Below are 21,432 nucleotides of genomic sequence, written 5' to 3'. Positions count from 1 at the left end.
CATTAATTAGTTTACAGTGTGGGATGATGGTGTATGCCGTCATCTGCGCTGGTGATCAGTTCTGAGGATCGCGTGACGTTGGAGTCGTGGACGCGGTCGACGACGGCATCTGCCGGTCATGTCGAGCGGGCCCGGATCGTGCTGGCGGTGGCTGATGGTGCCGGCACCTCTGGCGCAGCCCGGCAGGTGGGAGTCTCGCGACCGACGGTGATCAAATGGCGGGATCGATTCGCCGCGTACGGGATTGATGGACTTGCCGACGAGCCTCGCAGCGGTCGACCCAAGACTGTCGACGACGCGGCGATCCTGGCAGCCACCCTGGAGCCGCCGCCGGAGGTTTTGGCGGTCACCCACTGGTCGAGTCGACTGCTCGGCAAACACCTCGGCGTGGGGGACGCCACGGTCGCCCGGGCCTGGCGCCGTTACGGGGTCAAACCCTGGCGCCGGGAGACCTTTAAGTTCTCCACCGACCCGGAGCTGGAGGCCAAGGTCCGCGACGTAATCGGCCTCTACTTGAACCCGCCGACCAACGCGATCGTGTTGTGCGTAGATGAAAAGTCCCAGATTCAAGCCCTCAACCGGACCCAGCCGATCCTGCCGCTGCGTCCCGGGTTGCCCGAAAAAGCGACCCATGACTACCAGCGCAACGGCACCGCCACCTTGTTTGCCGCACTCGAGATCGCCACCGGCAAGGTGACCGACCGCTGCTATGAGCGGCACGGCAAAGCGGAGTTCCTCGACTTCCTCAAAGCGGTCGCCCGCGCTTACCCCCGACGGAAACTGCACGTGGTGTGCGACAACTACCACACCCACAAGCATGCCGACATCAACGCCTGGCTGGACAAGAACCCCCGCGTGACACTGCATTTCACGCCGACCTCAGGATCCTGGCTGAACATGGTCGAGGTGTTCTTCTCGATCATCACCCGCCAAGCCATCCGCCGTGGCTCGTTCAACAGCGTCAAAGAACTGATGGCCGCCATCGCCGCGTTCATCCAAGGCTGGAATCAGCGCTGCCACCCATTCGTGTGGACCAAATCCGCAGACGACATCCTGCCCCATACCCGTAAACCAAATTCAGACGCGAGACACTAGATGGTCCCCGCGCTGGTCGCGTTCTGCGGGGTGTGCTCGTCGGCGTCGGGGATGTGCTCCGGGTGCAGCATCTCGGCATAGCGCAGCTGCTCGGGGATGCCGAATCCGTCGACGAGCATCTCGGCATAGGGGCGCAGGCGCCGGCAGCGGTCGTTGATGCCCCGGGTGACGGCCTTGGCGCGCTCGGTGGACAGGAACCGGTGCTCGACGAACCAGGCCTTGTCCTCTTCGATCACCGACAACGCGTACAGGTCGCACACCATGCCCAGGATCTCGCGGGCCAGGCGGTCCTGGCAGGCGTCGATGCCCGCGACGAAGGCCTCCAGCACAATGCGGTCGATGTGGGCCTGCGCGACGTGCAGCACATGGTCCTGCACCGAGTTGAACGCGTCGAAGGCGCTCATCTCCTTGGCCTTGCTCTGCAGCCGCCGCGCCACCGACGAGATCATGTACTCTTCGCGGTCCTCGAACATCGCGACCTGCGTACCCCGGTTGAAAAGGCTGCCCTCTTCCTCGTTGTCCTGCCGGGTGTCCAGGATGGTTTGCATGATCGTCTGTGCCGCAGTGCGTTTGAGCACCCGCTCACCGGCGAAGTTGGCCGCGAAGCGTACCCACTCGACCGGGCTCATGCCCTTGATGTCGTCGGCGTAGGCGGTCAGCAGCTCCTTGGCCACCAGCTGGAACAGCACATGGTTGTCGCCTTCGAACGTGGTGAACACGTCGGTGTCGGCCTTCAACGCGATCAACCGGTTCTCGGCGAGATAGCCTGCGCCGCCGCACGCCTCGCGGGCCTCCTGGATGGCGCGGGTGGCGTGCCAGGTGTTGGCCGCCTTCAGGCCCGCAGCGCGGGATTCCAGCTCGCGCTGCTCCTCGGGGTCTGGGTCGTCGGCGGTCTGCAGTTCGTGGCAGCGGGCCACCAGCTCATTTTGAGCGAACTGCAGCGCGTAGGAGCGGGCGATCAACGGAAACAGCCGGCGCTGGTGGACGAGGTAGTCCATCAACAACACCTCACCGCCGTCGGGATCGGAGAACTGCCTGCGCTGCAACGCATACCGGGTCGCGATGTCGAGAGCGACGCGCGCGGCCGCGCCCGCGCTGCCACCGACGGTGACCCGACCGCGGATCAGGGTGCCCAGCATCGTGAAGAAGCGGCGGTTGGGGTTCTCGATCGGGGAGCTGTAGGTGCCGTCGGCGGCGACGTCGGCGTACTTGTTCAACAGGTTCCCGCGCGGTATCCGGACGTTGTCGAACTGGATGCGGCCGTTGTCGACGCCGGGGAGCCCACCCTTGTAGTGGCAGTCCGACGTCGTCACGCCGGGCAGGTCGTTGCCGTCGTCGTCGCGAATGGGCACCACGAAGCAGTGCACGCCGTGCGTGACGCCGTCCGGGGTGATCAGTTGCGCGAAAACCGCTGCGACCCGGGCGGTCTCGGCTGCGCCGCCGATGTAATCCTTGCGTGACGAGGGGGTGGGGGAGTCGATGACGAACTCCTCGGTGGCCGGGTCGTAGGTGGCCGTGGTTTCCAGCGACTGGACATCGCTGCCGTGACCGGTCTCGGTCATCGCGAAACAGCCGAGCAGCTCGAGGTCGATCAGCTTCTTGACGTACGCCTGGTGGTGACGCTCGGTCCCCAGATTCTCGATGGCGCCGCCGAACAGACCCCACTGCACGCCGGCCTTGACCATCAACGACAGGTCGCTCATCGCCAGCATCTCGATCTGGGTGACCGCGGCGCCGACGTCGCCGTTGCCGCCGTGCTCCTTTTTGAAGCCGTCCTCGGCCGCGCCGCGGGCGGCCATGATCTTCATCTGCTCGGCCACTTTCGTGCGCGCGATGACGGTGTTGGGGGTGTAGTGCGGCCGGAAGATCTCGTTGCTGAGTTCCTGTCGCACCCGGTTCTTCACGTCACGGAAACGGCCGTCGAGTGAGTTGCGCAGATGCTCCGCGGTGGTGGTCATGATGCGACGGTAGCCCTCCGGGCGTGACCGCAAACTGTGATGTGCCAAACCCAGGTAAACCTCATTACCGGGGCGGTGGCCGGGCGGTGTTCAATCAAGCCCATGACGCAGCCTTCCGAGGGGCCGTCCGAGGCGCCACCGCAGGGGCCTCTGTCGCCGACCGGCAAGCCGCACGTCGCCGGCCATCGACATTCCGATGTGACCGGAGGGTGGTTGCGCGCGGCGACATTCGGCGCGATGGACGGTCTGGTGAGTAACACCGCCCTGATCGCGGGCGTGGCCGCCAGCGCCGACGCGCACACCGTCGTCATCAGCGGCGTGGCCGGGTTGCTGGCCGGCGCGTTCTCGATGGCGCTGGGGGAGTACACGTCGGTGACGACGGCGAACGAGCAGATCGAGTCGGAGGTGCGGGTGGAGCGCCGCGCGTTCAAGAACTATCCGCAGGCCGAGCGCGCCGAGTTGGTGGCGATGCTGACCGATATGGGGATGAGCCCGGAGACCGCCGCCAAGGCCACCGAGGAGATCCACCGGGACGAGCACAAGGCCATGAATTTCCATCTCGTGCAGGAGCTTGGGGTGGATCCCCGCGAGAAGCCGTCGCCGTGGGTCGCGGCGATCTCGTCATTCTTCCTGTTCGCCGTCGGCGCGATCATCCCGTTGATTCCGTATCTGCTCGGCTACGAATCGCTGTGGGCCGGTCTGGCGTGCGGCGGGGTCGGGCTGCTGCTGGCCGGGGGCGTGGCGGCGCGCTTCACCCGCCGGCCGCTGATCTGGGCGGCGTCGCGGCAGCTGCTTCTCGGCGGAGTGGCGATCGCCGCGACCTATCTGGTCGGTTATCTGATCGGCGCTGCGGTGACCGGGTGATCAGCTGTCGCTGCCCACGGTGACCGCGCGCGCCTGATCGGTGAGCTCGTCGAGTTCGCTCTCCTCGACGTCGATGTGGCGCAGATGTCCGCGCGTCGCGACGAGGACGCCGGCCGCCAGCAGCAGCGCCGCCGTGCCCACCCAGAACGGCAGATGCACGTTCACCTGCTCGCCGAGCACGCCGGCCAGCCACGGCGGCTCCGCCGAAACGCATGAAGCTGTAGGCCGCCGACGCGACACCGCGTTCGACGGGCGCGGCCTTCATCACCGTCTCGGTGATCAATGTGTTGTTGATGCCGATCCACAGTCCGGCGATCACCACGCATGTGGCCAGGACGGCCTTGCTGTCGGTGCCGACGGCCATCACGGCCAGGGTCAGCGCCATCGCGACCAGGTTCACCAGCAACGTCGGCACGGTCCCGAAGCGGCGCTGCAGGCGGGGTGCGACGAACACCGAGGTGAACGCCAGCGCGACACCCCATCCGAAGAAGATGAACCCGATTTGGTGGGCACTCAGGTCGAGCGGGAACGGCGTGAACGCCAGCAACGTGAAGAATCCGAAGTTGTAGAGCAGCGCGGTCACTGCCACCCCGAACAGGGCGCGGTGGCGCAGGGCGCGGAACGGGTCGGCCAGCGTGGTGGCGCGTTCGGCGCGGGGTGTGGCCGGAAGCAGGAACGTGGTCACGACGAGCGCGACGGCCATCAGCACGGAGACCCCGAAGAACGGGCCGCGCCACGAGATCGAACCGAGCACGCCGCCGACCAGCGGGCCGACCGCGATGCCGACACCGAGTGCGGCCTCGTACAGGATGATGGCCTGCGCGACCGAACCTTTGGCCGCGTTGACGATGGTGGCCAGCGCGGTCGCGATGAACAGCGCGTTCCCCAGGCCCCACAGCGCCCGCCAGCCGACGATGCCCATCACCGAGTCGCTCGTCCCGGCCAGGCCGGCGCCGGCGATGATGATCACCAACCCGAGCAGCAGCGTGCGTTTCGGGCCGATCCGGCTGGACACCACGCCGGTGACCAGCATCGCGACCCCCATCACCGCCATGTAGCTGGTGAACAGCAGCGACACCTGTGACGGCGTCGCGTCCAGGTTGTCGGCGATCGGCTTCAAGATCGGGTCGACGAGGCCGATGCCCATGAAGGCGACGACGGAGGCGAACGCGACGGCCCAGACGGCCTTCGGTTGGGAACGAAGCATAGGGGAACTATATAGATCTCCAATGCATCCGCTCAAATCAGCGCGTCCCCGGACCCTGGGTCGTGGCGTCCTCGATGATCCGGCGCATGATGTCCACCGCGCCGGCCAGGCAGTCCCGCTCGGCGTCGGTCAGTCGCTCCAGGTGTGGGTCGATCGCCGCGCCGCGGTCGGCGCGAGCCTGCCGCAGCGCCGCGACACCCTGCGGGGTGATCCGGATCAACACGGCCCGTGCATCGTTCGGATCGGCCGTGCGGGTGACCATGCCGGCGTCCTCCAGGCGGCGCACCTGTGTGGTCATGGTCGGCTGAGAGCAGTGGTCGAGTGCGGCCAGATCGGAGATCCTGGCCTCGCCGCGGTCCTCGATCGTGGACAGCAGCCGCGCCTGCGCGAAGGGCACCGGCATCCGGACTCGCTGATTGGCAAGCCGGTTGATCCGGGCCACCACGGCCAGCAGGTCGGATCCGAGCGTCGTCGACATGCGCCCATGGTTACATAGGCTGGGCTATGTAAATCAAGGCGGGCCGTGTTCTCGGTCACAGCCCGGGCGCTCTGCCGGCGACGGTACGGCTGGCAGAATCGTGTGATGACATCGGCCGGACCGGAGCGCGTCCTTCGACGGACCGGCCCGCTTCGACCGGTCGAACTGGCCCAGGCCGCCGTCATGGCCGCGCTGTGCGCGGCGATCGCGATCATCGCCGTCGTGGTGCCCTTCGCCGCCGGATTATCGCTGCTCGGGACCGTTCCGATGGGGCTGCTCGCCTACCGGTACCGGCTGCGGGTGCTGCTCGCCGCGACGGTGGCCGGCGGGATCGTCGCCTTCCTGATCGCCGGGATGGGCGGCTTCATGACCGTCGTGAACTGCGCCTACATCGGCGGGCTGACCGGGATCGTCAAACGCCGGGGCCGTGGCACGCCGACGGTCATCGCCTGCGCGCTGGTGGCCGGTGCGCTGTTCGGGCTCGTCATCGTCGCCGCCCTGGCCGTGTTGAGCCGGCTGCGCAACCTGATCTTCGATTCCGTCACCGCCAACATCACCGGCCTGGCCGCGGTCATCGAGCGCATCCCGGGCCTGGAGAGTCTCGCCGCGCGGCTCACCCGCGATTTCGCCACCGCGCTGCACTACTGGCCGTTCCTGTTCTTCGCCTCGGGCGTCGTCAGCATCACGTTCGTCAGCCTGGTGGGCTGGTGGGCGCTGTCGCGGGTGTTGGGCCGCCTGCTCGGCGTGCCCGACGTGCACAAGCTGGAAGCCCCTGCCGAGATCGGCGCCGTGGCTCCGGTTCCCCTGCAGTTGCGCGACGTCCGCTTCCGTTACCCCAACACCGACCACGACGCCCTCGGCCCGGTTTCGTTGCAGGTCCGCCCCGGGGAGCATCTCGCGGTGACCGGCGCCAACGGCTCGGGCAAGACGACGCTGATGCTGGTGTTGTCCGGGCGTGAACCCACCGCCGGGACCGTGGAGCGCCCCGGCGCGGTCGGATTGGGCAGGGTCGGCGGCACCGCGGTGGTGATGCAGCATCCGGAAAGCCAGGTGCTGGGTACCCGGGTCGCCGACGACGTGGTGTGGGGCCTGCCGCCGGGGGCCGCCATCGACGTGGACCAGCTGCTCGCCGAGGTCGGGCTCGACGGGCTCGCCGAGCGCGACACCGGCGGACTGTCCGGTGGCGAATTGCAGCGGCTTGCGGTCGCCGCCGCGCTCGCCCGCGACCCGGCGCTGCTGATCGCCGACGAGGTCACCAGCATGGTCGACCAGGACGGCCGCGAGGCGCTGATGTCGGTGCTGTCTGGGCTGACCACGCGGCATCGGACCGCGCTGGTGCACATCACCCACTACAACAACGAGGCCGAGGCCGCCGACCGCACGGTGATGCTGGCCGGCAACGGCGCCGCCGACAACACCGAGATGGTCGAGCAGGCGGAGGTGCCGGCACCGGCGGCAGCTCCCGACGCGACGCGAGGAGCCCCCGTTCTCGAGCTCGTCGGCGTCGGCCACGAGTACGGCAGCGGGACACCATGGGCGAAGGCCGCACTGCAGGACATCGACCTCACGGTGCACGAGGGCGACGGTGTGCTCATCCACGGCCTCAACGGCTCCGGTAAGTCCACACTGGCCTGGATCATGGCCGGCCTGACCGTGCCCACCACCGGCAGCTGCCTGCTCGACGGCAAACCGGTGTCCGAACAGGTTGGGGCCGTGGCGATCTCATTCCAGGCCGCGCGGCTGCAGCTGATGCGCAGTCACGTCGCCCACGAGATCGCCTCGGCCGCGGGATTCTCGGTGCGCGACAGCGACCGGGTCATCGCCGCGCTGGCCAGCGTCGGACTCGACCCGGGCCTGGCGATGCGACGCATCGACCAGCTCAGCGGGGGCCAGATGCGTCGGGTGGTGCTGGCCGGTCTGCTGGCACGCTCACCCAGGGCCCTGATCCTCGACGAACCGCTCGCCGGTCTGGACGCCGAATCACAGCGGGGTCTGTTGCGGCTGTTGGAGGATCTGCGCCGCCGAGAGCGCCTGACCGTGGTGGTGATCTCCCACGACTTCGCCGGCCTCGAGGAGTTGTGCCCGCGCACAGTGCATCTGGAGAACGGTGTGCTGAGTCCCGCCCCGGCCACCGCGGGCGGACGGCCGTGACCGCCGCGGAGCCGCGCAAGCCGCGCCGCCAGGTGGTGCTGCTGCGGCCGGTGCCCGGGGACACTGTCATGCACCGGCTCTGGGCGGGCTCGAAGCTGCTGATCGTCGCGGGGATCGGGGTGCTGCTGACGTTCTACCCGGGCTGGGTGCCGATCGGGGCGGTCGCGCTGCTGGTCGTCGTCGGCGCGGTCATCGCCCGCATCCCGAGGGGCGTGTTGCCCACCATCCCGGGCTGGCTGTGGTTCCTGCTGCTGCTGGGCGGGGTCACCGCCACCTTCGCCGGCGGAAGCCCGGTGCTCGACTTCGGATCCGTCGAGATCGGCCTGGGCGGGCTGTTGAACTTCCTGCGCATCACCGCGCTGTCGATCGTGCTGCTGGGCTTGGGCGCGATGGTGTCGTGGACCACGAATGTGGCCGAAGTCGCGCCCGCGGTGGCCAGGCTCGGCCGACCGCTGCGCGCGCTGCGCATCCCGGTCGACGACTGGGCGGTGGCGCTGGCGTTGGCGCTGAGAGCATTTCCGATGCTTGTCGACGAGTTCAGCGTGCTGTACGCCGCGCGGCGGCTGCGCCCGCGCGAGGTGGACGGCCGCCGCGGTCCCCGGATCCGGCAGCGGTTGTCCAGCCTGATCGACCTGCTCGCCGCCGCTGTCACGGTGGCGTTGCGCCGCGCCGACGAGATGGGCGACGCGATCACCGCGCGGGGCGGGGCCGGACAGATCTCGGCCGTCCCGTCCGGGCCCAAACGCCGCGACTGGCTGGCGTTCACCGTCGTGATCGCGGTGTGCGGCATCGCACTCGCGCTGGAGCTGACCGTCCTGGGCACCAGCGCCATCCAACGCTGAACCACTACGGTGTGAAGGCGTGACAGCCCGAACCGTCGATCCGGACTTCCTTGCGCTGCCGCGCCACGCGCTCGCCGATGCGGCCCTGACCGCCGCGACGCAGGCGGGCGCCAGCTACGCAGACCTTCGCATCCACGCCATCACCACCGAGTCCGTGCAGTTGCGCGACGGCGCGCTGGAGACCGCGGTCACCGATTACGCGATCGGGCTGGCGGTGCGGGTGATCGTCGACGGCACTTGGGGGTTCGCCTCGCACGCCGAACTGGACACCGCTGCCGCCGCCGACACCGCCCGGCGCGCCGTGCGGATCGCCACCACGCTGGCGCCGTTGAACGCCGAGCGCATCGAACTCGCGCCCGAGCCGGTCTACCGGGACGTCTCCTGGGTGTCGGACTATCGGATCGACCCGTTCGGGGTCCCGGCCCGGGACAAGATCGCGGTGCTGGAGGACTACTCCGGCCGGTTGCTCGCCGCCGACGGGGTGGATCACGTGTCGGCCTGGCTGAACGCGGCCAAGGAGCAGACCTTCTACGCCGATACGTTCGGTTCGGCGATCACGCAGCAGCGGGTACGGGTGCTGCCCAGCCTGGACGCCGTGTCCGTCGACGCGGCGGCCGGGTCGTTCGAGTCGATGAGCACGCTGGCCCCGCCGACCGCGCGGGGCTGGGAAGCGGTGGCCGGTGACGAGGTCTGGGACTGGTCCGGCGAATTGGCCGAACTGCCGACGCTGCTTGCCGAGAAGGTCAAGGCGCCCAGCGTGGTTGCCGGCCCCACCGATCTGGTCATCGACCCCACGAATCTGTGGCTCACCATCCACGAGTCGATCGGCCACGCCACCGAGTACGACCGCGCGATCGGATACGAAGCCGCCTACGCCGGAACGTCGTTCGCCACCCCGGACAAGCTCGGCCGGATGCAGTACGGCTCCCCGGTGATGAACGTGACCGCCGACCGGACCGTGCAGCACGGACTTGCGACAGTGGGCTTCGACGACGAGGGGGTGCGCGCGCAGAGCTGGGATCTGGTGCGCGACGGGGTGTTCGTCGGATACCAGCTCGACCGTGTGTTCGCGCCGCGGCTCGGAGTGGGCCGGTCCAACGGCTGCTCGTACGCCGACTCCGCACATCACGTGCCGATCCAGCGGATGCCCAACGTTTCGTTGCAGCCCGGACCGGAGGACCTCGGCGTCGCGGACCTGATCGCGCGGGTGTCCGACGGGCTGTACATCGTCGGTGACAAGAGCTGGTCGATTGACATGCAGCGCTATAACTTCCAGTTCACCGGTCAGCGCTTCTACCGGATCCGTAACGGCAGGCTCGACGGCCAGGTGCGTGACGTCGCCTACCAGGCGACCACCACCGATTTCTGGGGTGCGCTGGAAGCTGTTGGCGGACAGTCCACGTGGCGTCTCGGTGGGGCATTCAACTGCGGCAAGGCCCAGCCCGGTCAGGTGGCCGCCGTCAGTCACGGCTGCCCGGCGGCACTGTTCCGGGGTGTCAACGTGCTGAACACGCGTGAAGAAGGCGGGCGCTAGACACATGATCGGAGCACAACTGGTAGTCGAGGTTGCGCTGAATGAGGCGCGCAGGCTCGGCAGAGCCGACGAGACCATCGTGCTGGTGACCGACCGGGTGGATGCGTCGCTGCGGTGGGCCAACAACACGATGACCACCAACGGTGAATCGACCAGCCGCACCACCACCGTCATCTCGGTGGTGCGCAATGGCGAGGACGCCCACGTGGGGTCGGTGCGTTCCAGTGCTGTAGACCCGGCCGTCATCACCGATCTGGTGTCCGCATCCCAGAACGCGGCGGCGACGGCGCCGCCCGCCCGCGACAACGCCCCGCCGCTGCCCGGCGGGGACACCCCGGCCGACTGGGACGCTGGCATCCCGCGCACCGGCGCGGAGGTGTTCGGCGGGGTGGCACAGGCTCTGGCGCAAGGCTTCCGGGGCCGCGACACATTGTTCGGTTTCGCCCGCCACGAACTGGAGACGACGTTCGTCGCGACCTCGACGGGTCTGCGCCGGCGCTTCACGCAGCCGACCGGCTCGGTGGAGATCAATGCCAAACGCGACGGGGCCAGCGCATGGAGCGGGGTCAGCACCCCCGACTTCTCTGACGTGCCAGTGCATTCCATGCTCGACGACCTGGCGACGCGGTTGTCGTGGGCGCAGCGCAGCGTCGAACTGCCGGCCGGCCGGTACGAGACCATCATGCCGCCGTCCACCGTGGCCGACATGATGATCTACCTGATGTGGTCGATGGGCGGTCGCGGCGCCCAGGAGGGCCGCACGGCGCTGGCCGCGCCGGGCGGAGGCACACGGGTGGGGGAGAAGCTCACGTCGCTGCCGCTGACGCTGTACTCCGATCCCCGCGCGCCGGGCCTGGAATGCTCGCCGTTCGTGACGGCGACGAGTTCGTCGGAACGGGCGTCGGTCTTCGACAATGGCATGGCGATCGACCGGGTGGACTGGATCCGAGACGGAACCGTCAACGCGCTGGCCTATCCGAGGGCGGCCGCGGCGGAGTTCGGCCAGCCGGTGGCGGTGGCGGCGGACAACCTGTTGATGACCGGCGGCACGGCGAGCCTGCAGGACATGATCGCCGGCACCGAGCGGGGGCTGCTGCTCACCACGCTGTGGTACATCCGTGAGGTCGACCCCTCGGTGCTGCTGTTGACCGGGCTGACCCGCGACGGCGTGTACCTGATCGAGGACGGCAAGGTCGCCGCCGCGGTCAACAACTTCCGTTTCAACGAGAGCCCACTGGACCTGCTGCGCCGGGCCACCGAGGCCGGCGTCAGCGAGGTCACGTTGCCGCGTGAGTGGGGCGACTGGGCCACCCGCGCCAGCATGCCGTCGCTGCGGATCCCCGACTTTCACATGTCCTCGGTCAGTCAGGCGCAATAATGCGCTGGTGACCGATCACGAGTTGCCTAAGCGGTTGGCAGACATGGCCGCGCTGTCTTCCGGTGAGCCGCGCGCGGACACGCTGATCCGGCTGACCTGCGGGCGGGCGCTGTCGCTGCCGCCGTTGCCGCCCCCGGTCGATCTGGCCGACGAACACACCGAGCATGACGCCGTGCTCGTCGCGTTCGCCGAGCAGTTCACCGTCGACGTGACCGGCATCGGGGACAATCAGCGCCAGCGCTTCCTGAAGACTTTCGGGGACAACGCTTTTCGGGCGGTGGTGGCGATCTACGTCGCTGACTTCCTGCCGCGGGTGTGGGCCGGGTGCGACGCGCTCGGCATCGGTAAGCCCGGGTGGCGGGCCGAGATCCAGCTCGACACGCAGACCGATCCGGTCGGTGCGGTGCTGGGCGGGTTCGTGCCCGCGGTGGCACGGTTGCGCGAGCTGGACCCGGTCACCACCGAGGTGGTGCGGCTGCGCGGGGCCGAGGCGCACGACTGCCGGCTGTGCAAATCGCTGCGCGAAGGTCATGCGCTCGATGCGGGCGGGTCAGAGCAGCTGTATCGCCAGATCGCGGACTTCGAGACGGCCGACGGGCTGACCGCGGCGCACAAGGCGGCGCTGCGCTATGTCGATGCGCTGATCTGGTCGCCGTCGCGCATCGATGCCGGGGTCGCCGAGGAAGTTCGCCGGCATTTCTCCGAGACGCAGCGGCTGGAGCTCACGCTCGACGTGATGCGCAACGCTGCGAACAAGATCGCGGTGTCGCTGGGAGCCGATGCGCCGCGGGTGGCCGAGGGCACCGAACGCTACGAGGTCGACGAGCGGAGCCAGACGATATTCGCCTGACCTGCCGTGTGCGACCATGGTGGCCGCACATCGTGCCGGGGCGGTAGCTCAGTCGGTTAGAGCCGTGGACTCATAATCCATTGGTCGCGGGTTCGAGCCCCGCCCGCCCCACGTCAGAGGGTGTTTTTCAAGATCGAATCTTGGAACTCATCGTTTATTCACCGTTTATGACGGTCTTCGCAGGTCGTATGGCCTGTCGCCAAGCCTCGCGCACCGCGACGAGGGCTTCGGCTGCGGAGACGTTGAGGCGGGTCTGTCCGGCCAGCTGCGCCTGCCACTCGGCGTCCGTCGGGGCCCGGTCGAACATGCGCAGCGTCGGCGCCTTGTTGGTTGGTCCGTACCGCCGAAACAGCGCGGCGGCCTTCGCGTCGATAGCACCGACCCGGCTCAGCGCCCACAGGTCCCAGAGGTCGCGGGCTGCGTGCCGGTCCGTCCATGTCGCCGTCTTCGACGCCGCGAACGCGGGGAGGGTCGGCACAAGCAGTTCAGCAGCGGGTGCGTCCGCATAGCGCTGAAACAGAGCGCGGCGTTCCGTCGGCCAGACGACCCGGTCGCGTGCGGAGAGCAGTTGGAGGCGGACCGGGCGTCCGTCCGACGGGCGCAACAGCACCGGCAGGGTGTCTGCAGTACCGCTGAGTGCGGGTTCGACGGTCAGCCGGCCATGGGTGCGCGCGACGGCGCGGGAGAGTGTGGCGTCGAGCTCGGCGGCCAACTCTTTGCGGCTGCCGATGGCGATGAGGTCGATGTCTTCACTGAGCCGTCCGTCGGGGAGGTGGGTGCGTGCCAGGGCGGTGCCGCCGATGAAGTGGAGGTGGTCACCGAACTCACGGCTGAGGAACGCGAGGATGTGGGAAATGAGGTGGTCGCGCTCGACTTGTTCGGTGGACACGCCGAACTGCGTTGCGACCGAATCGCGTTCGTCAGGATCCATGAGCAACCCCTGCCCAGTCTTCTGCCCGACGCAGGGAAGCCAGGCGGCGCTGTGCGGTGGCGAGCTGGCGCAAACGGTCTGGATCCGCTCGTGCGTAGAGGGCTTCGACGGCGGCGGGGACGTCGGCTGCGCTGTCGCCGAGGGTGGGACGGTGCGCGAGGTCGAGGATGGTTTGTTCGGGCGTCGTTGCCAGTGTGGGGCCCAGGTCAGTGCGGACGCGTTCGGCGTCGAGTTCTGCGGTGTTGCGTTTGACGAACCGTACGACCGCCGGCCGGTCGGTGAGTGTGATGGGGCGGTGTTGGCGCGGTACCGCCACGATGGCGGTTGCCAATGCACGAGGAATCGCGCCGTGCAGGCGCGCGGCGCTGAGTCCCATGACGACGATGTCGTCATGGCCGTAGATCGTCGTGGCGATTCCGGCGGCGGCGACTTCCAGATCAGGAATCCATTTGCGGCCCAACATTTCTTGGGGAATGACGACGTAGTAACCGTTGGCGAGGCGATGGAGCAGGCCGCGCTCGTGGAGCCGCGCGATCTCGGGGCCCGGGTATGCGTAGGTGTCCTCGGCCTGCCCGGTGCGGAAGGTACGCAGTGGGCGCGCGGCGAGGCCGGCGGGGACCGCCGTGCTGTGTCGCCTTGCCATAATCCATCCTCCATTATGCGAATCATAGGCTATTAACCTATAAAATGCATACTTTTCAAGTTTATTGACCGTCGGGATCTTCGACTGCGCGGTCGAGCAGATCGGCCACTTGTGTACGGACCCGGCCGCGGCTCATGTAGCGGTCTTGAGTCATGCTCATCCGCCCAAGGCGTCACCGCCGACACCAGCCACGCCGTCCTCGGCGAAAGCGCCACCCGAAACCTGCTCTACGTAGCCATGACTCGCGGCCGCCAACATAGTTATTCCTCTGCGTCACTTGACGCTGCGGTCTGCCGTGCATCGCATGCGTCGTCTGTGCTGGGGCAGCGCTGGTCGAATTGGCTAATCCCGCGGCGCTGAGCGTCCGATTAACGCAGTAACAAGCGCGGCCTGACACTTAGTACTCCATGTTTACGTGCCATTCCCACTGGGCAGCTTCCTCGTCTACGAACTGATCAAACCGTTCAGCTTCGAACGCTGCATTGACCTTGCTGCAAAACTCTCGGTCGTACCGGACGTCAAGTCCAGCTTGGATCCAGGTCCACGCCGGCCACATAAGAATGTCGGCTACCTCGGCCTCCCATTGTTGACCGTCCCTCTGTGTGACGACCACGGCGGGGGTGATCGTCATTGAAGTTGTCGAAATCCCGGGTCGGGGACGGCGGTCGTCTGCATCATCAGCGTGCCCACGAACGGACCCCGCGCTGGTCTGCTCGCGCAGAGTCCATTTCGGCTCCGGCGCGATGCCGAATCCCGAGATCGTCACAATCGGTGACGGCGGACGCGTCGATTCTGCGGTCGCCCAACACGAACTGACCCCTATCCCGGTTCCCGGGTGATAGGTAAGGCTGGTGGATCATGGACTGGCTCTGCGGTGATCGTCGCGCGCACCGGCGAACTGGCCGAGAAACTGCTCGCCGCCGGCGAACTCCGCTGCCCGCGGTGCCGCGACGGCCAGCTGACTTCTTGGGGCTACGGCAGGCGGCGCTCCGTGCGCGATCACGACGGGACCACGATCACGGTGCGCCCCCGCCGCACGCGATGCCGGTCCTGCTCGTCAACGCATATCGTGATGCCCGCCGCTCTGCAGCCACGCCATGCCGACACCACCGCAGTGATTGGAACAGCATTGCTGCACAAAGCAAATGGACTCGGACACCGGCGTATCGCGGCGACCATGGGGCGGCCGGTGTCCACCGTGCGCCGCTGGCTTCGCCGACTACCGCCAGAGCACCTGGACCGTCTCGCACGCGACGGGACCGAGCAGCTGCTCGCCCTGGACCCCGACACGTTCACCGCGCTGCGCTACCGAGGGAACATGTTGCACCACGCGCTGTCGCTGTTGTCGGCAGCGGCCTACTGGGACCGCCGCCGCTACGCCCTCGGTGAGCCGCCGTGGACCCTGATCGGGATGTACACCCGCGGCCGCCTTCTGGCGCCACCCGGCTGACCCTCCGACGTCCCCGCGCTGCCGCCGGGGGCGTCATCACCATGCCTGCCGACAGTCGTCACCATGACGACCACCGCGTCGCCGCGACGATTACCCCGTCACAATGCAGACCGACCCCCGAAATCACGTCTGCATCCACAGTGACGCCATCGTCTGCATCCTGAGCGACGGCCAACACCCATCCATCGAAGACGGCGCACACCTTCGTGAAGTCACTCTCCGCGGCGGGCACCAGTGAGAATTGCGGGCTATGGCGTACTCGGGTCATATTTCCCGGAATCGCCCCCACTCCAGGAGCATGAAAATAGGTGGTCGCACAATCTTTGCCAAAGGCGCCGTGGCCATACGTGTTCCTATACCTTTCGGCGATGGTGTTAAGCCGTGAGAAGTAGTCGCCCGCGATCCCCGTTAAGCCTGAATCCACCGATGAATTGCCTGGTAGGCGAGTGTTGATATGAGGAAAGTGCCCTCTGAGCTGCGATGATGAGTGTTCCTTACGCACTTATCGGCACAACTTCAGAAAGGCACTTCCGGTGAAAGTGTCCCATAGGTTCACTGCCTCGGCGGCCGTCTTCGACGACGAGCATCTCGTGTCCTGCGCCGGATTGGTCCCGGTCATGGCATTGGCCGCCCAGACGGCCTTGCCGCAGCTATTAACCGACAAGGTGCTCATCGTCGAACCGAGGATCAAATCCGGGTCGGCCAACCCTGCACCGAAACTAAGCACCGTGATTGCCGGGATGTGCGCCGGCGCCGACAGCATCGACGACCTCGACGTCGTGCGATCAGGCGGCATGAGAACCCTGTTCAATGGGGTGTACGCGCCCTCGACTATCGGAACCCTGCTGCGGGAGTTCACCTTCGGACACGCCCGGCAACTGGAGTCCGTGCTGCGCGAGCACCTGGCCGGGCTCTGCACACGGGCCGATCTGCTTCCCGGCGCCGACGACCGAGCGTTCATCGACATCGACTCACTGCTACGTCCGGTCTACGGACACGCCAAACAGGGCGCCTCCTACGGACACACCAAAATCGCGGGCAAACAGATCCTGCGCAAAGGCCTGTCACCGTTGATCACCACAATCAGCACCCCCACCGGCGCGCCGGTGATCGCCGGCGCCCGGCTGCGAGCCGGCAAAACCAACTCCGGCAAGGGCGCAGCCCGGATGGTCGCCCAAGCCATCGCCACCGCCCGCGCCGCCGGGGTCACCGGCCCGATCCTGGTACGCGGCGACTCGGCCTACGGCAACAGCACCGTGACCGCCGCCTGCCGCCGCGCCGGTGCTCAGTTCTCGTTGGTGCTGACCAAAACTCGCGCTGTCACGGCGGCCATCGCATCCATCGACGAGCACGCCTGGATTCCCGTGCAATATCCCGGCGCGATTCGTGATCCCGACACCGGAGCATGGATCTCCGATGCCGAAGTCGCCGAGATCACCCACACCGCCTTTACCTCCACCGACAGCCCGATCACCGCACGGTTGATCGTGCGACGGGTCAAAGACGCCCGCTTCCCCGATGCGCTGTTTCCGGTGTGGCGGTATCACCCGTTCTTCACCGACACCGACGAACCCACCGCCGCGGCCGACATCACCCACCGCCGCCACGCGATCATCGAGACCGTGTTCGCCGATCTGATCGACGGACCCCTGGCGCACATGCCCTCGGGACGATTCGGCGCGAACTCGGCGTGGATCCTGTGCGCTGCGATCGCCCACAACCTGCTGCGTGCCGCTGGCGTGCTCGCCGGCGGCGCCCACGCAGTGGCCCGGGGAGCCACCCTGCGCCGCAAGATCATCACCATTCCCGCCAGACTGGTCCGACCCCAACGCCGCCCCGTTCTGCATCTACCCAGCCACTGGCCCTGGGCACAGCACTGGCTCACCCTGTGGCGCAACACCATCGGCTACAGCCCACCACAACCGGCAACACCCTGACCACCCGGCCGAACAGGCCCCTACCGGAGCGCACAGGAAAAGCTGGGCAGACCAGCGGATCCCACCTGCCCGCACCAAACCCAGCCACCGAAATTACCCCCGGCCACCATCAGGAAGGCCGATCCACGGATTGAGGTTAAGTCACCGAGGACGTAACGATACTTGTCAGCCCAGGACAGTTTGATGACCTCGCGGACATCGATCGCCTTCGAATTATGCTCTGCGAAGAAAGGGATGGATAAAACAAGCACATGCTCGATCACGGAAAAGTAGGCGCCGCACATCGCGACGATATTGTAGAACGCTTCTCGTTCCTCTCGTGCGATCCAGAAGCCTCCCCCAGGCGCTTTTTCGGGAATGCGCCCCTTTCCGTCGAGAGCGAGCTGGGCGCCTTCGCGGAAGTACTCGTACGTGAGTCGTAACGCTTGGTACTGATTCTGGAGGGTCACGTTACCTTCCGCGATTTGGCGGTCGGCAACGTCGGCGAGCAGCAATTCTGCGGAGCGCTGACTGGGGTTCCCCAGAAAAAGTGGACGCGGTTAGCTTGCTTCCAGGGTGACACTCATGGTGCGTTCGTAGCTAATTGGTGAGCGCTGACCGATCGCCGAGTGCCTACGTTGATGATTGTAGAATCGCATCCAATTGTCAACTGCTGCAATCAATTCGACTTTCGTCGCGAAAGTGTGCCGGTAGTAGAACTCATGCTTGAACGTCGACCACAGCGATTCGGCACCGGCGTTATCCCAGCATTGACCGGCTAATGCGGGCTCAGGGAGCTGTGTTGGCGTGCGGAGTGGTTCATTGTCGGGGTGGTGTGGTGAGTTTGCGGAGTTGTTCGTCGTGGCGTTTGACGCGTGCGGCGAGTGCTTCGACGGCGGTGCGTAGGTGGGCGACGTCGGTGGCCAGGCCGGTGAGGGTGCGGGCGTCGGTTTGTCGGGTGCGGTGTTCGTCGACGATGGCGCGGAGCTGGCGGTCGCGGTAGAGGGTGGCGCGGCTGATCTGGGCGTGCTCGGCGACGGCGGTGAAGGTGATGGGCTGGCCGGCGGTGGCGAGGTTGGCGCAGACCCGTTCGACGCGCAGCAGGGCGGGTTCGTTCATGCGGATGCCGCTGCGGTGATGAGCGCGTCGAGTCGGGAGACGAGCTTGCGGTGGCGGTCGGCTTCGTTGATCCATCCCCGTTTTTCTGCGTCTACGGCCAGATCGTGGGCGTCGATGCGTTGGGCGGCAAGGACAGCGAGGTGGGTGGCGTCGGTGTGGAAGCTGGGACAGTGTTCGCAGATGTTGGCATACGGGCAGGACCCTTGCGCGGGTGCGCGTAGGCAGTATCCGCCGGCCAGGCGGGATTTGATGGCCGGGGTGTCTTTCCAGCCGGTGCCGGTGATATCGGTCAGCGGCAACCCGACTGCGGTGGTGGTGGGCAGCGCTCCGATATGACTTTTGGCCAGGTCCAAGGCGCGTTCGTATTCGGTGCGTACGGTGTGGTCGAAGAGGTGGGCATATCGCAGACTCATCTGGGAGGAGACGTGGCCCAGCAGTGCCATGAGGGCCTGCAGCGATACTCCAGCGTTGATCAGTGCAGTGGCATAGGTGTGTCGCAGTTGATGCGGTGTGATGTGTCCTAGGCCAGCAGCTTGGGCTGCCCGGTTCAGTTCTTCGCGTATTGCGTTCTGGGACAGTCTTTTCCCGTGGTGAGTGAACAGGAAGTCGGCGGGGGCGCCGGTGCGGGGATGGATCATCGGTCGCCCGCAGGAGCGGGTTGTGGTGATGCGGTCCACGAGGGTGAGGACCTCGTCGTCGACGGGGATCATGCGTTCGGAGTTGAGCTTGCCGAGGGAACTTTGAGCCACGATCCCTGGCCCGGGATCTCGTGGATGCAGTCGAGTTCGAGGTCGAGCAGTTCACCGATGCGCAGTCCGCAGGCCCGCTGCACCAGCAGGGCGTCAGCGGCGAGTCGGTAAGGTGATTTCGCCAGGGCGGCAGTGAGTGTGCGGTCTGCATCGACCGGTAGATATCGGGGCAGACAGCGGGGTGGGCGCGGCATGTCGGTGCGGAAGATCAGGCGCCGCGGTGGGGCGTCGTCCCATCCCCATTCGGTGATTTCGGCCAGGAAGTTGCCCACCGCGTGGATGCGTCGGATCCGGTCGGCGATGGTGATCGGCTCACCGGTGACGCTGTTGGTGGCGGTGGTCAGCGAGGTGATGAACGGCTCGATGTGCCGGCGGCGGTCCAGTTGGTTCAGCGAGGTCAGGCTGGGGTCGGTGGCGGCGAGGTAGCGGCCGAAATGTGCCAATCGGGTGGCCAGGGAGCTGACCGTTTTGGGCACGCAGGTGGCGTATTTGCGGTTCAGATAGGCCACGAACTCCGGCCGCAGCGCCGCCGGGACGTCGGCCATGCGCTCCTCGAGGGTCAACGGGGCGACCGCCGGAGGTGCTTGGTCGTCGAGGATGCCGAGGTGGAACAGGATCTGGCGGGCACTGTGGGTGGTGCTGCGATAGTGCCTGGCACCGCGGCCGGTGCGTTCCTGTCGGCTATCGCAAGCGTGCAGCAACTCTTGCAGATCATGTTCCCGCAGATCGGCCAGGGGGCGGGCGGTCTGGATCAGCAGGCGGGCGATGATCTGCGAGCCGATCGCCGAAGCGACCCGCTGACTGAAACCCAATTCGGCTGCTGCGCGCAGGAACTGATCGAGGTCGGGTTGCAGGCAGCTGTCGGTCAGCTCGTGCCAGAGGCTGCAGAGTTTGCGGTGCACGAGGTAGTCGTAACCCGGTTGCAGCCGTCGGCTGACCATCAGGAACGTGATAAACGGCCGCGTCGAACAGTTCGCCGCCAACTGCTGCTGCAGTGGGATGTCGGCCCAGGTCTGGACTCGGGGCCAGCGCCGTAGAAACGATCGGGCGGCTTGGGCATAAGCGGTGTTGCCGCGGTCCCGGCGTTGTAGGTGAACCAGGTAGGCAGCGTAGATCTGCGCCGGTGTTTCAGGGGCGGGAACGTAATCGTGTTCGGGCAGCATCGTATTCCGCCTTGACGTGGATGGGTGCCAGATGGATGTAGCGGGCTGTGGTGTCGATGTGGGAGTGCCCGAGCAGAGCTTGCATCACCGCCAGATCCACCCCGGCCTCGGCCATCGCGGTGCCGAAGGTATGTCGTAACGCATGCGGGTGACCCGCGAGCACCCCGGTCTTGGCTCGGTGATACCGGAAGATTGTGCGTAAACCGGCCGCGGTCAAGGGTTGGCCCCGATGCGGGCCTTTCGCGACCAGGAATAGGAGGTTGCTGTCCGATTCGGGTCTTTCAACGAGCAGATAGGTTTGGATCAGCCCGGCGACCTCCACATCGAGAGGCACGCGGCGCTCCTTGGCGCCTTTGCCCATCACCTTCACCCAGCGGGCACCGATATCGACATCGGTCACGTTGAGGGTCAGCAGTTCTCCAGATCGAAGCCCGGACAACAACATCAGCCCAGCCAGTGCCCGGTCACGCCACGTCCGCAGGCTCGATAACAGCTGAGCGGTCTCGTGACGATTCAAGGCCCGCGGCAGCCGACGCGGTTCGCGCAGCCGCAGCGCCGATCGGCGTTTGGGCCGGACCAAATGTCCAAGCAAGCCGGTGCGTTCCTCAGCGCTGACCCGACGGGCTTCGCGGCCACTAGGGATCGGGCTCCGCAGCCTGGGGTCACGCAGTTCGCGGAACTGGTACAGGCCGGTCAATGCGGCAAGGCGGTGGTTGATGGTCGTCGACGAGTAGTGGTCGTAGGCCGCGCCGGTCATCGACACCACATTGGCGGGGCGCCCCGCGATCGGAGTCTGCCGGCAGTGCCGCATGAAGTCCAGCACCGTCTCGGTGGTCACCGCACTCAATGTGACATCGACGTCGTCGAGCCAACGGCAGAATGCCAGCAGGTCATAGCCGTAGGCCCGCAGCGTGCGGGGAGAATAATTCCGGTCGGCCAAATACCCCAGGTACTCGTTGACCAACGCGTACTTCTCACAGCCCGGACCGGACAACACCCAGGCGACATCGGTGCCTGGTTGCAGACGCAGCTGATGCTGAATCGCCATAAGACAAGTGCAACCCCGCCGCCTACCGCCAGTCAAGCATTTTCCTTGCTGGCGTG

The 21,432-nt window shown here is 66.8% G+C and carries 18 protein-coding genes, 1 tRNA gene and 2 pseudogenes; 10 read left to right on the top strand and 11 right to left on the bottom strand.

Going from position 1 to position 21,432, the window contains the following annotated elements; all coding sequences use genetic code 11:
- The first annotated feature begins 33 nt into the window (after positions 1–33).
- A complete protein-coding gene (locus tag KXD97_RS27645) occupies positions 34–1,095 on the top strand; it encodes an IS630 family transposase (protein WP_260754080.1) in 1,062 nt (353 codons plus the stop codon).
- Here KXD97_RS27645 and KXD97_RS27640 read toward each other — a convergent pair.
- Complete coding sequence (locus KXD97_RS27640; protein WP_260754079.1) at positions 1,092–3,053, bottom strand: acyl-CoA dehydrogenase; 1,962 nt, start codon at positions 3,051–3,053, stop codon at positions 1,092–1,094. The two genes, KXD97_RS27645 and KXD97_RS27640, sit on opposite strands and share 4 nt — an antisense overlap.
- A gap of 102 nt (positions 3,054–3,155) precedes the next feature.
- On the opposite strand from KXD97_RS27640, the gene KXD97_RS27635 reads away from it, so the two are divergent.
- On the top strand, positions 3,156–3,917 hold the full coding sequence (locus KXD97_RS27635) for a VIT1/CCC1 transporter family protein (protein ID WP_260754078.1): 762 nt from the start codon (positions 3,156–3,158) through the stop codon (positions 3,915–3,917).
- On the opposite strand, the pseudogene KXD97_RS27630 reads toward KXD97_RS27635, so the two are convergent.
- Together KXD97_RS27630 and KXD97_RS27625 are read right to left on the bottom strand one after the other, a co-directional pair.
- Positions 3,918–5,124, bottom strand: a pseudogene (locus KXD97_RS27630) (MFS transporter).
- Between the two features lie 37 nt (positions 5,125–5,161).
- Positions 5,162–5,602 (bottom strand): MarR family winged helix-turn-helix transcriptional regulator, encoded by a 441-nt coding sequence (locus KXD97_RS27625; protein ID WP_260754077.1) that lies wholly within the window; start codon positions 5,600–5,602, stop codon positions 5,162–5,164.
- Between the two features lie 105 nt (positions 5,603–5,707).
- On the opposite strand from KXD97_RS27625, the gene KXD97_RS27620 reads away from it, so the two are divergent.
- The 6 genes from KXD97_RS27620 to KXD97_RS27595 all read left to right on the top strand — a co-directional run bounded on the left by KXD97_RS27620 (position 5,708) and on the right by KXD97_RS27595 (position 12,468).
- The gene (locus KXD97_RS27620; RefSeq protein ID WP_260754076.1) at positions 5,708–7,753 is read left to right on the top strand and encodes an ATP-binding cassette domain-containing protein; all 2,046 of its coding nucleotides are present in this window, start codon (positions 5,708–5,710) and stop codon (positions 7,751–7,753) included.
- Positions 7,750–8,595: an energy-coupling factor transporter transmembrane protein EcfT gene (locus KXD97_RS27615; protein WP_396884580.1), complete on the top strand. Its 846-nt coding sequence runs from the start codon at positions 7,750–7,752 to the stop codon at positions 8,593–8,595. Before KXD97_RS27620 ends, KXD97_RS27615 begins: the two co-directional genes overlap by 4 nt.
- A gap of 19 nt (positions 8,596–8,614) precedes the next feature.
- The gene (locus KXD97_RS27610) at positions 8,615–10,129 is read left to right on the top strand and encodes a TldD/PmbA family protein (RefSeq protein ID WP_260754075.1); all 1,515 of its coding nucleotides are present in this window, start codon (positions 8,615–8,617) and stop codon (positions 10,127–10,129) included.
- Positions 10,130–10,133: 4 nt separating this feature from the next.
- Positions 10,134–11,507: a metallopeptidase TldD-related protein gene (locus KXD97_RS27605; RefSeq protein WP_260754074.1), complete on the top strand. Its 1,374-nt coding sequence runs from the start codon at positions 10,134–10,136 to the stop codon at positions 11,505–11,507.
- A gap of 7 nt (positions 11,508–11,514) precedes the next feature.
- On the top strand, positions 11,515–12,357 hold the full coding sequence (locus KXD97_RS27600; RefSeq protein WP_260754072.1) for a carboxymuconolactone decarboxylase family protein: 843 nt from the start codon (positions 11,515–11,517) through the stop codon (positions 12,355–12,357).
- 37 nt (positions 12,358–12,394) lie between these two features.
- Positions 12,395–12,468, top strand: a tRNA-Ile gene (locus tag KXD97_RS27595).
- Between the two features lie 43 nt (positions 12,469–12,511).
- On the opposite strand, the gene KXD97_RS27590 is transcribed toward KXD97_RS27595, so the two are convergent.
- Together KXD97_RS27590 and KXD97_RS27585 are read right to left on the bottom strand one after the other, a co-directional pair.
- Positions 12,512–13,288, bottom strand: a complete 777-nt coding sequence (locus KXD97_RS27590) for a nucleotidyl transferase AbiEii/AbiGii toxin family protein (protein ID WP_260754071.1) — start codon at positions 13,286–13,288, stop codon at positions 12,512–12,514.
- Complete coding sequence (locus KXD97_RS27585; RefSeq protein ID WP_260754069.1) at positions 13,278–13,931, bottom strand: type IV toxin-antitoxin system AbiEi family antitoxin; 654 nt, start codon at positions 13,929–13,931, stop codon at positions 13,278–13,280. The genes KXD97_RS27590 and KXD97_RS27585 overlap by 11 nt, the downstream gene beginning before the upstream one ends.
- An 874-nt stretch (positions 13,932–14,805) precedes the next feature.
- On the opposite strand from KXD97_RS27585, the gene KXD97_RS27580 reads away from it, so the two are divergent.
- Positions 14,806–15,381 (top strand): DUF6431 domain-containing protein, encoded by a 576-nt coding sequence (locus KXD97_RS27580; RefSeq protein ID WP_260751629.1) that lies wholly within the window; start codon positions 14,806–14,808, stop codon positions 15,379–15,381.
- A gap of 533 nt (positions 15,382–15,914) precedes the next feature.
- Entirely contained in the window at positions 15,915–17,318 is a 1,404-nt protein-coding gene (locus KXD97_RS27575) for an IS1380 family transposase (RefSeq protein WP_260752495.1), read from the top strand.
- 20 nt (positions 17,319–17,338) lie between these two features.
- Here KXD97_RS27575 and KXD97_RS27570 read toward each other — a convergent pair whose 3' ends face one another.
- The 6 genes and pseudogenes from KXD97_RS27570 to KXD97_RS27550 form a co-directional block, all read right to left on the bottom strand.
- A complete protein-coding gene (locus tag KXD97_RS27570; RefSeq protein ID WP_260754066.1) occupies positions 17,339–17,812 on the bottom strand; it encodes a hypothetical protein in 474 nt (157 codons plus the stop codon).
- Positions 17,813–17,857: 45 nt separating this feature from the next.
- Positions 17,858–18,061: pseudogene (locus KXD97_RS33400) on the bottom strand (integrase core domain-containing protein); the annotation flags it as partial.
- Between the two features lie 55 nt (positions 18,062–18,116).
- Positions 18,117–18,416, bottom strand: a complete 300-nt coding sequence (locus KXD97_RS27565) for a hypothetical protein (protein ID WP_260754051.1) — start codon at positions 18,414–18,416, stop codon at positions 18,117–18,119.
- The gene (locus KXD97_RS27560) at positions 18,413–19,165 is read right to left on the bottom strand and encodes a site-specific integrase (RefSeq protein ID WP_260754063.1); all 753 of its coding nucleotides are present in this window, start codon (positions 19,163–19,165) and stop codon (positions 18,413–18,415) included. Before KXD97_RS27560 ends, KXD97_RS27565 begins: the two co-directional genes overlap by 4 nt.
- The gene (locus tag KXD97_RS27555; RefSeq protein ID WP_260754062.1) at positions 19,123–20,328 is read right to left on the bottom strand and encodes a hypothetical protein; all 1,206 of its coding nucleotides are present in this window, start codon (positions 20,326–20,328) and stop codon (positions 19,123–19,125) included. Before KXD97_RS27555 ends, KXD97_RS27560 begins: the two co-directional genes overlap by 43 nt.
- Positions 20,294–21,376, bottom strand: a complete 1,083-nt coding sequence (locus KXD97_RS27550) for a tyrosine-type recombinase/integrase (RefSeq protein ID WP_260754061.1) — start codon at positions 21,374–21,376, stop codon at positions 20,294–20,296. Before KXD97_RS27550 ends, KXD97_RS27555 begins: the two co-directional genes overlap by 35 nt.
- Positions 21,377–21,432 lie beyond the last annotated feature (56 nt).

It is taken from the genome of Mycobacterium sp. SMC-8, assembly GCF_025263565.1.
In the GTDB taxonomy this organism is placed as follows: domain Bacteria; phylum Actinomycetota; class Actinomycetes; order Mycobacteriales; family Mycobacteriaceae; genus Mycobacterium.
Note: the sequence above shows the minus strand (reverse complement) of the source record. Positions and strands in the feature narration are given on the sequence as shown.

Bases quoted from the DNA above. Each gene is read 5' to 3' on its own strand.
- KXD97_RS27645 (WP_260754080.1), top strand. From the start codon at position 34: ATGCCGTCATCTGCGCTGGTGATCAGTTCTGAGGATCGCGTGACGTTG.
- KXD97_RS27640 (WP_260754079.1), bottom strand. From the start codon at position 3,053: ATGACCACCACCGCGGAGCATCTGCGCAACTCACTCGACGGCCGTTTC.
- KXD97_RS27635 (WP_260754078.1), top strand. From the start codon at position 3,156: ATGACGCAGCCTTCCGAGGGGCCGTCCGAGGCGCCACCGCAGGGGCCT.
- KXD97_RS27625 (WP_260754077.1), bottom strand. From the start codon at position 5,602: ATGTCGACGACGCTCGGATCCGACCTGCTGGCCGTGGTGGCCCGGATC.
- KXD97_RS27620 (WP_260754076.1), top strand. From the start codon at position 5,708: ATGACATCGGCCGGACCGGAGCGCGTCCTTCGACGGACCGGCCCGCTT.
- KXD97_RS27605 (WP_260754074.1), top strand. From the start codon at position 10,134: ATGATCGGAGCACAACTGGTAGTCGAGGTTGCGCTGAATGAGGCGCGC.
- KXD97_RS27590 (WP_260754071.1), bottom strand. From the start codon at position 13,288: ATGGATCCTGACGAACGCGATTCGGTCGCAACGCAGTTCGGCGTGTCC.
- KXD97_RS27585 (WP_260754069.1), bottom strand. From the start codon at position 13,931: ATGGCAAGGCGACACAGCACGGCGGTCCCCGCCGGCCTCGCCGCGCGC.
- KXD97_RS27565 (WP_260754051.1), bottom strand. From the start codon at position 18,416: ATGAACGAACCCGCCCTGCTGCGCGTCGAACGGGTCTGCGCCAACCTC.
- KXD97_RS27555 (WP_260754062.1), bottom strand. From the start codon at position 20,328: ATGCTGCCCGAACACGATTACGTTCCCGCCCCTGAAACACCGGCGCAG.
- KXD97_RS27550 (WP_260754061.1), bottom strand. From the start codon at position 21,376: ATGGCGATTCAGCATCAGCTGCGTCTGCAACCAGGCACCGATGTCGCC.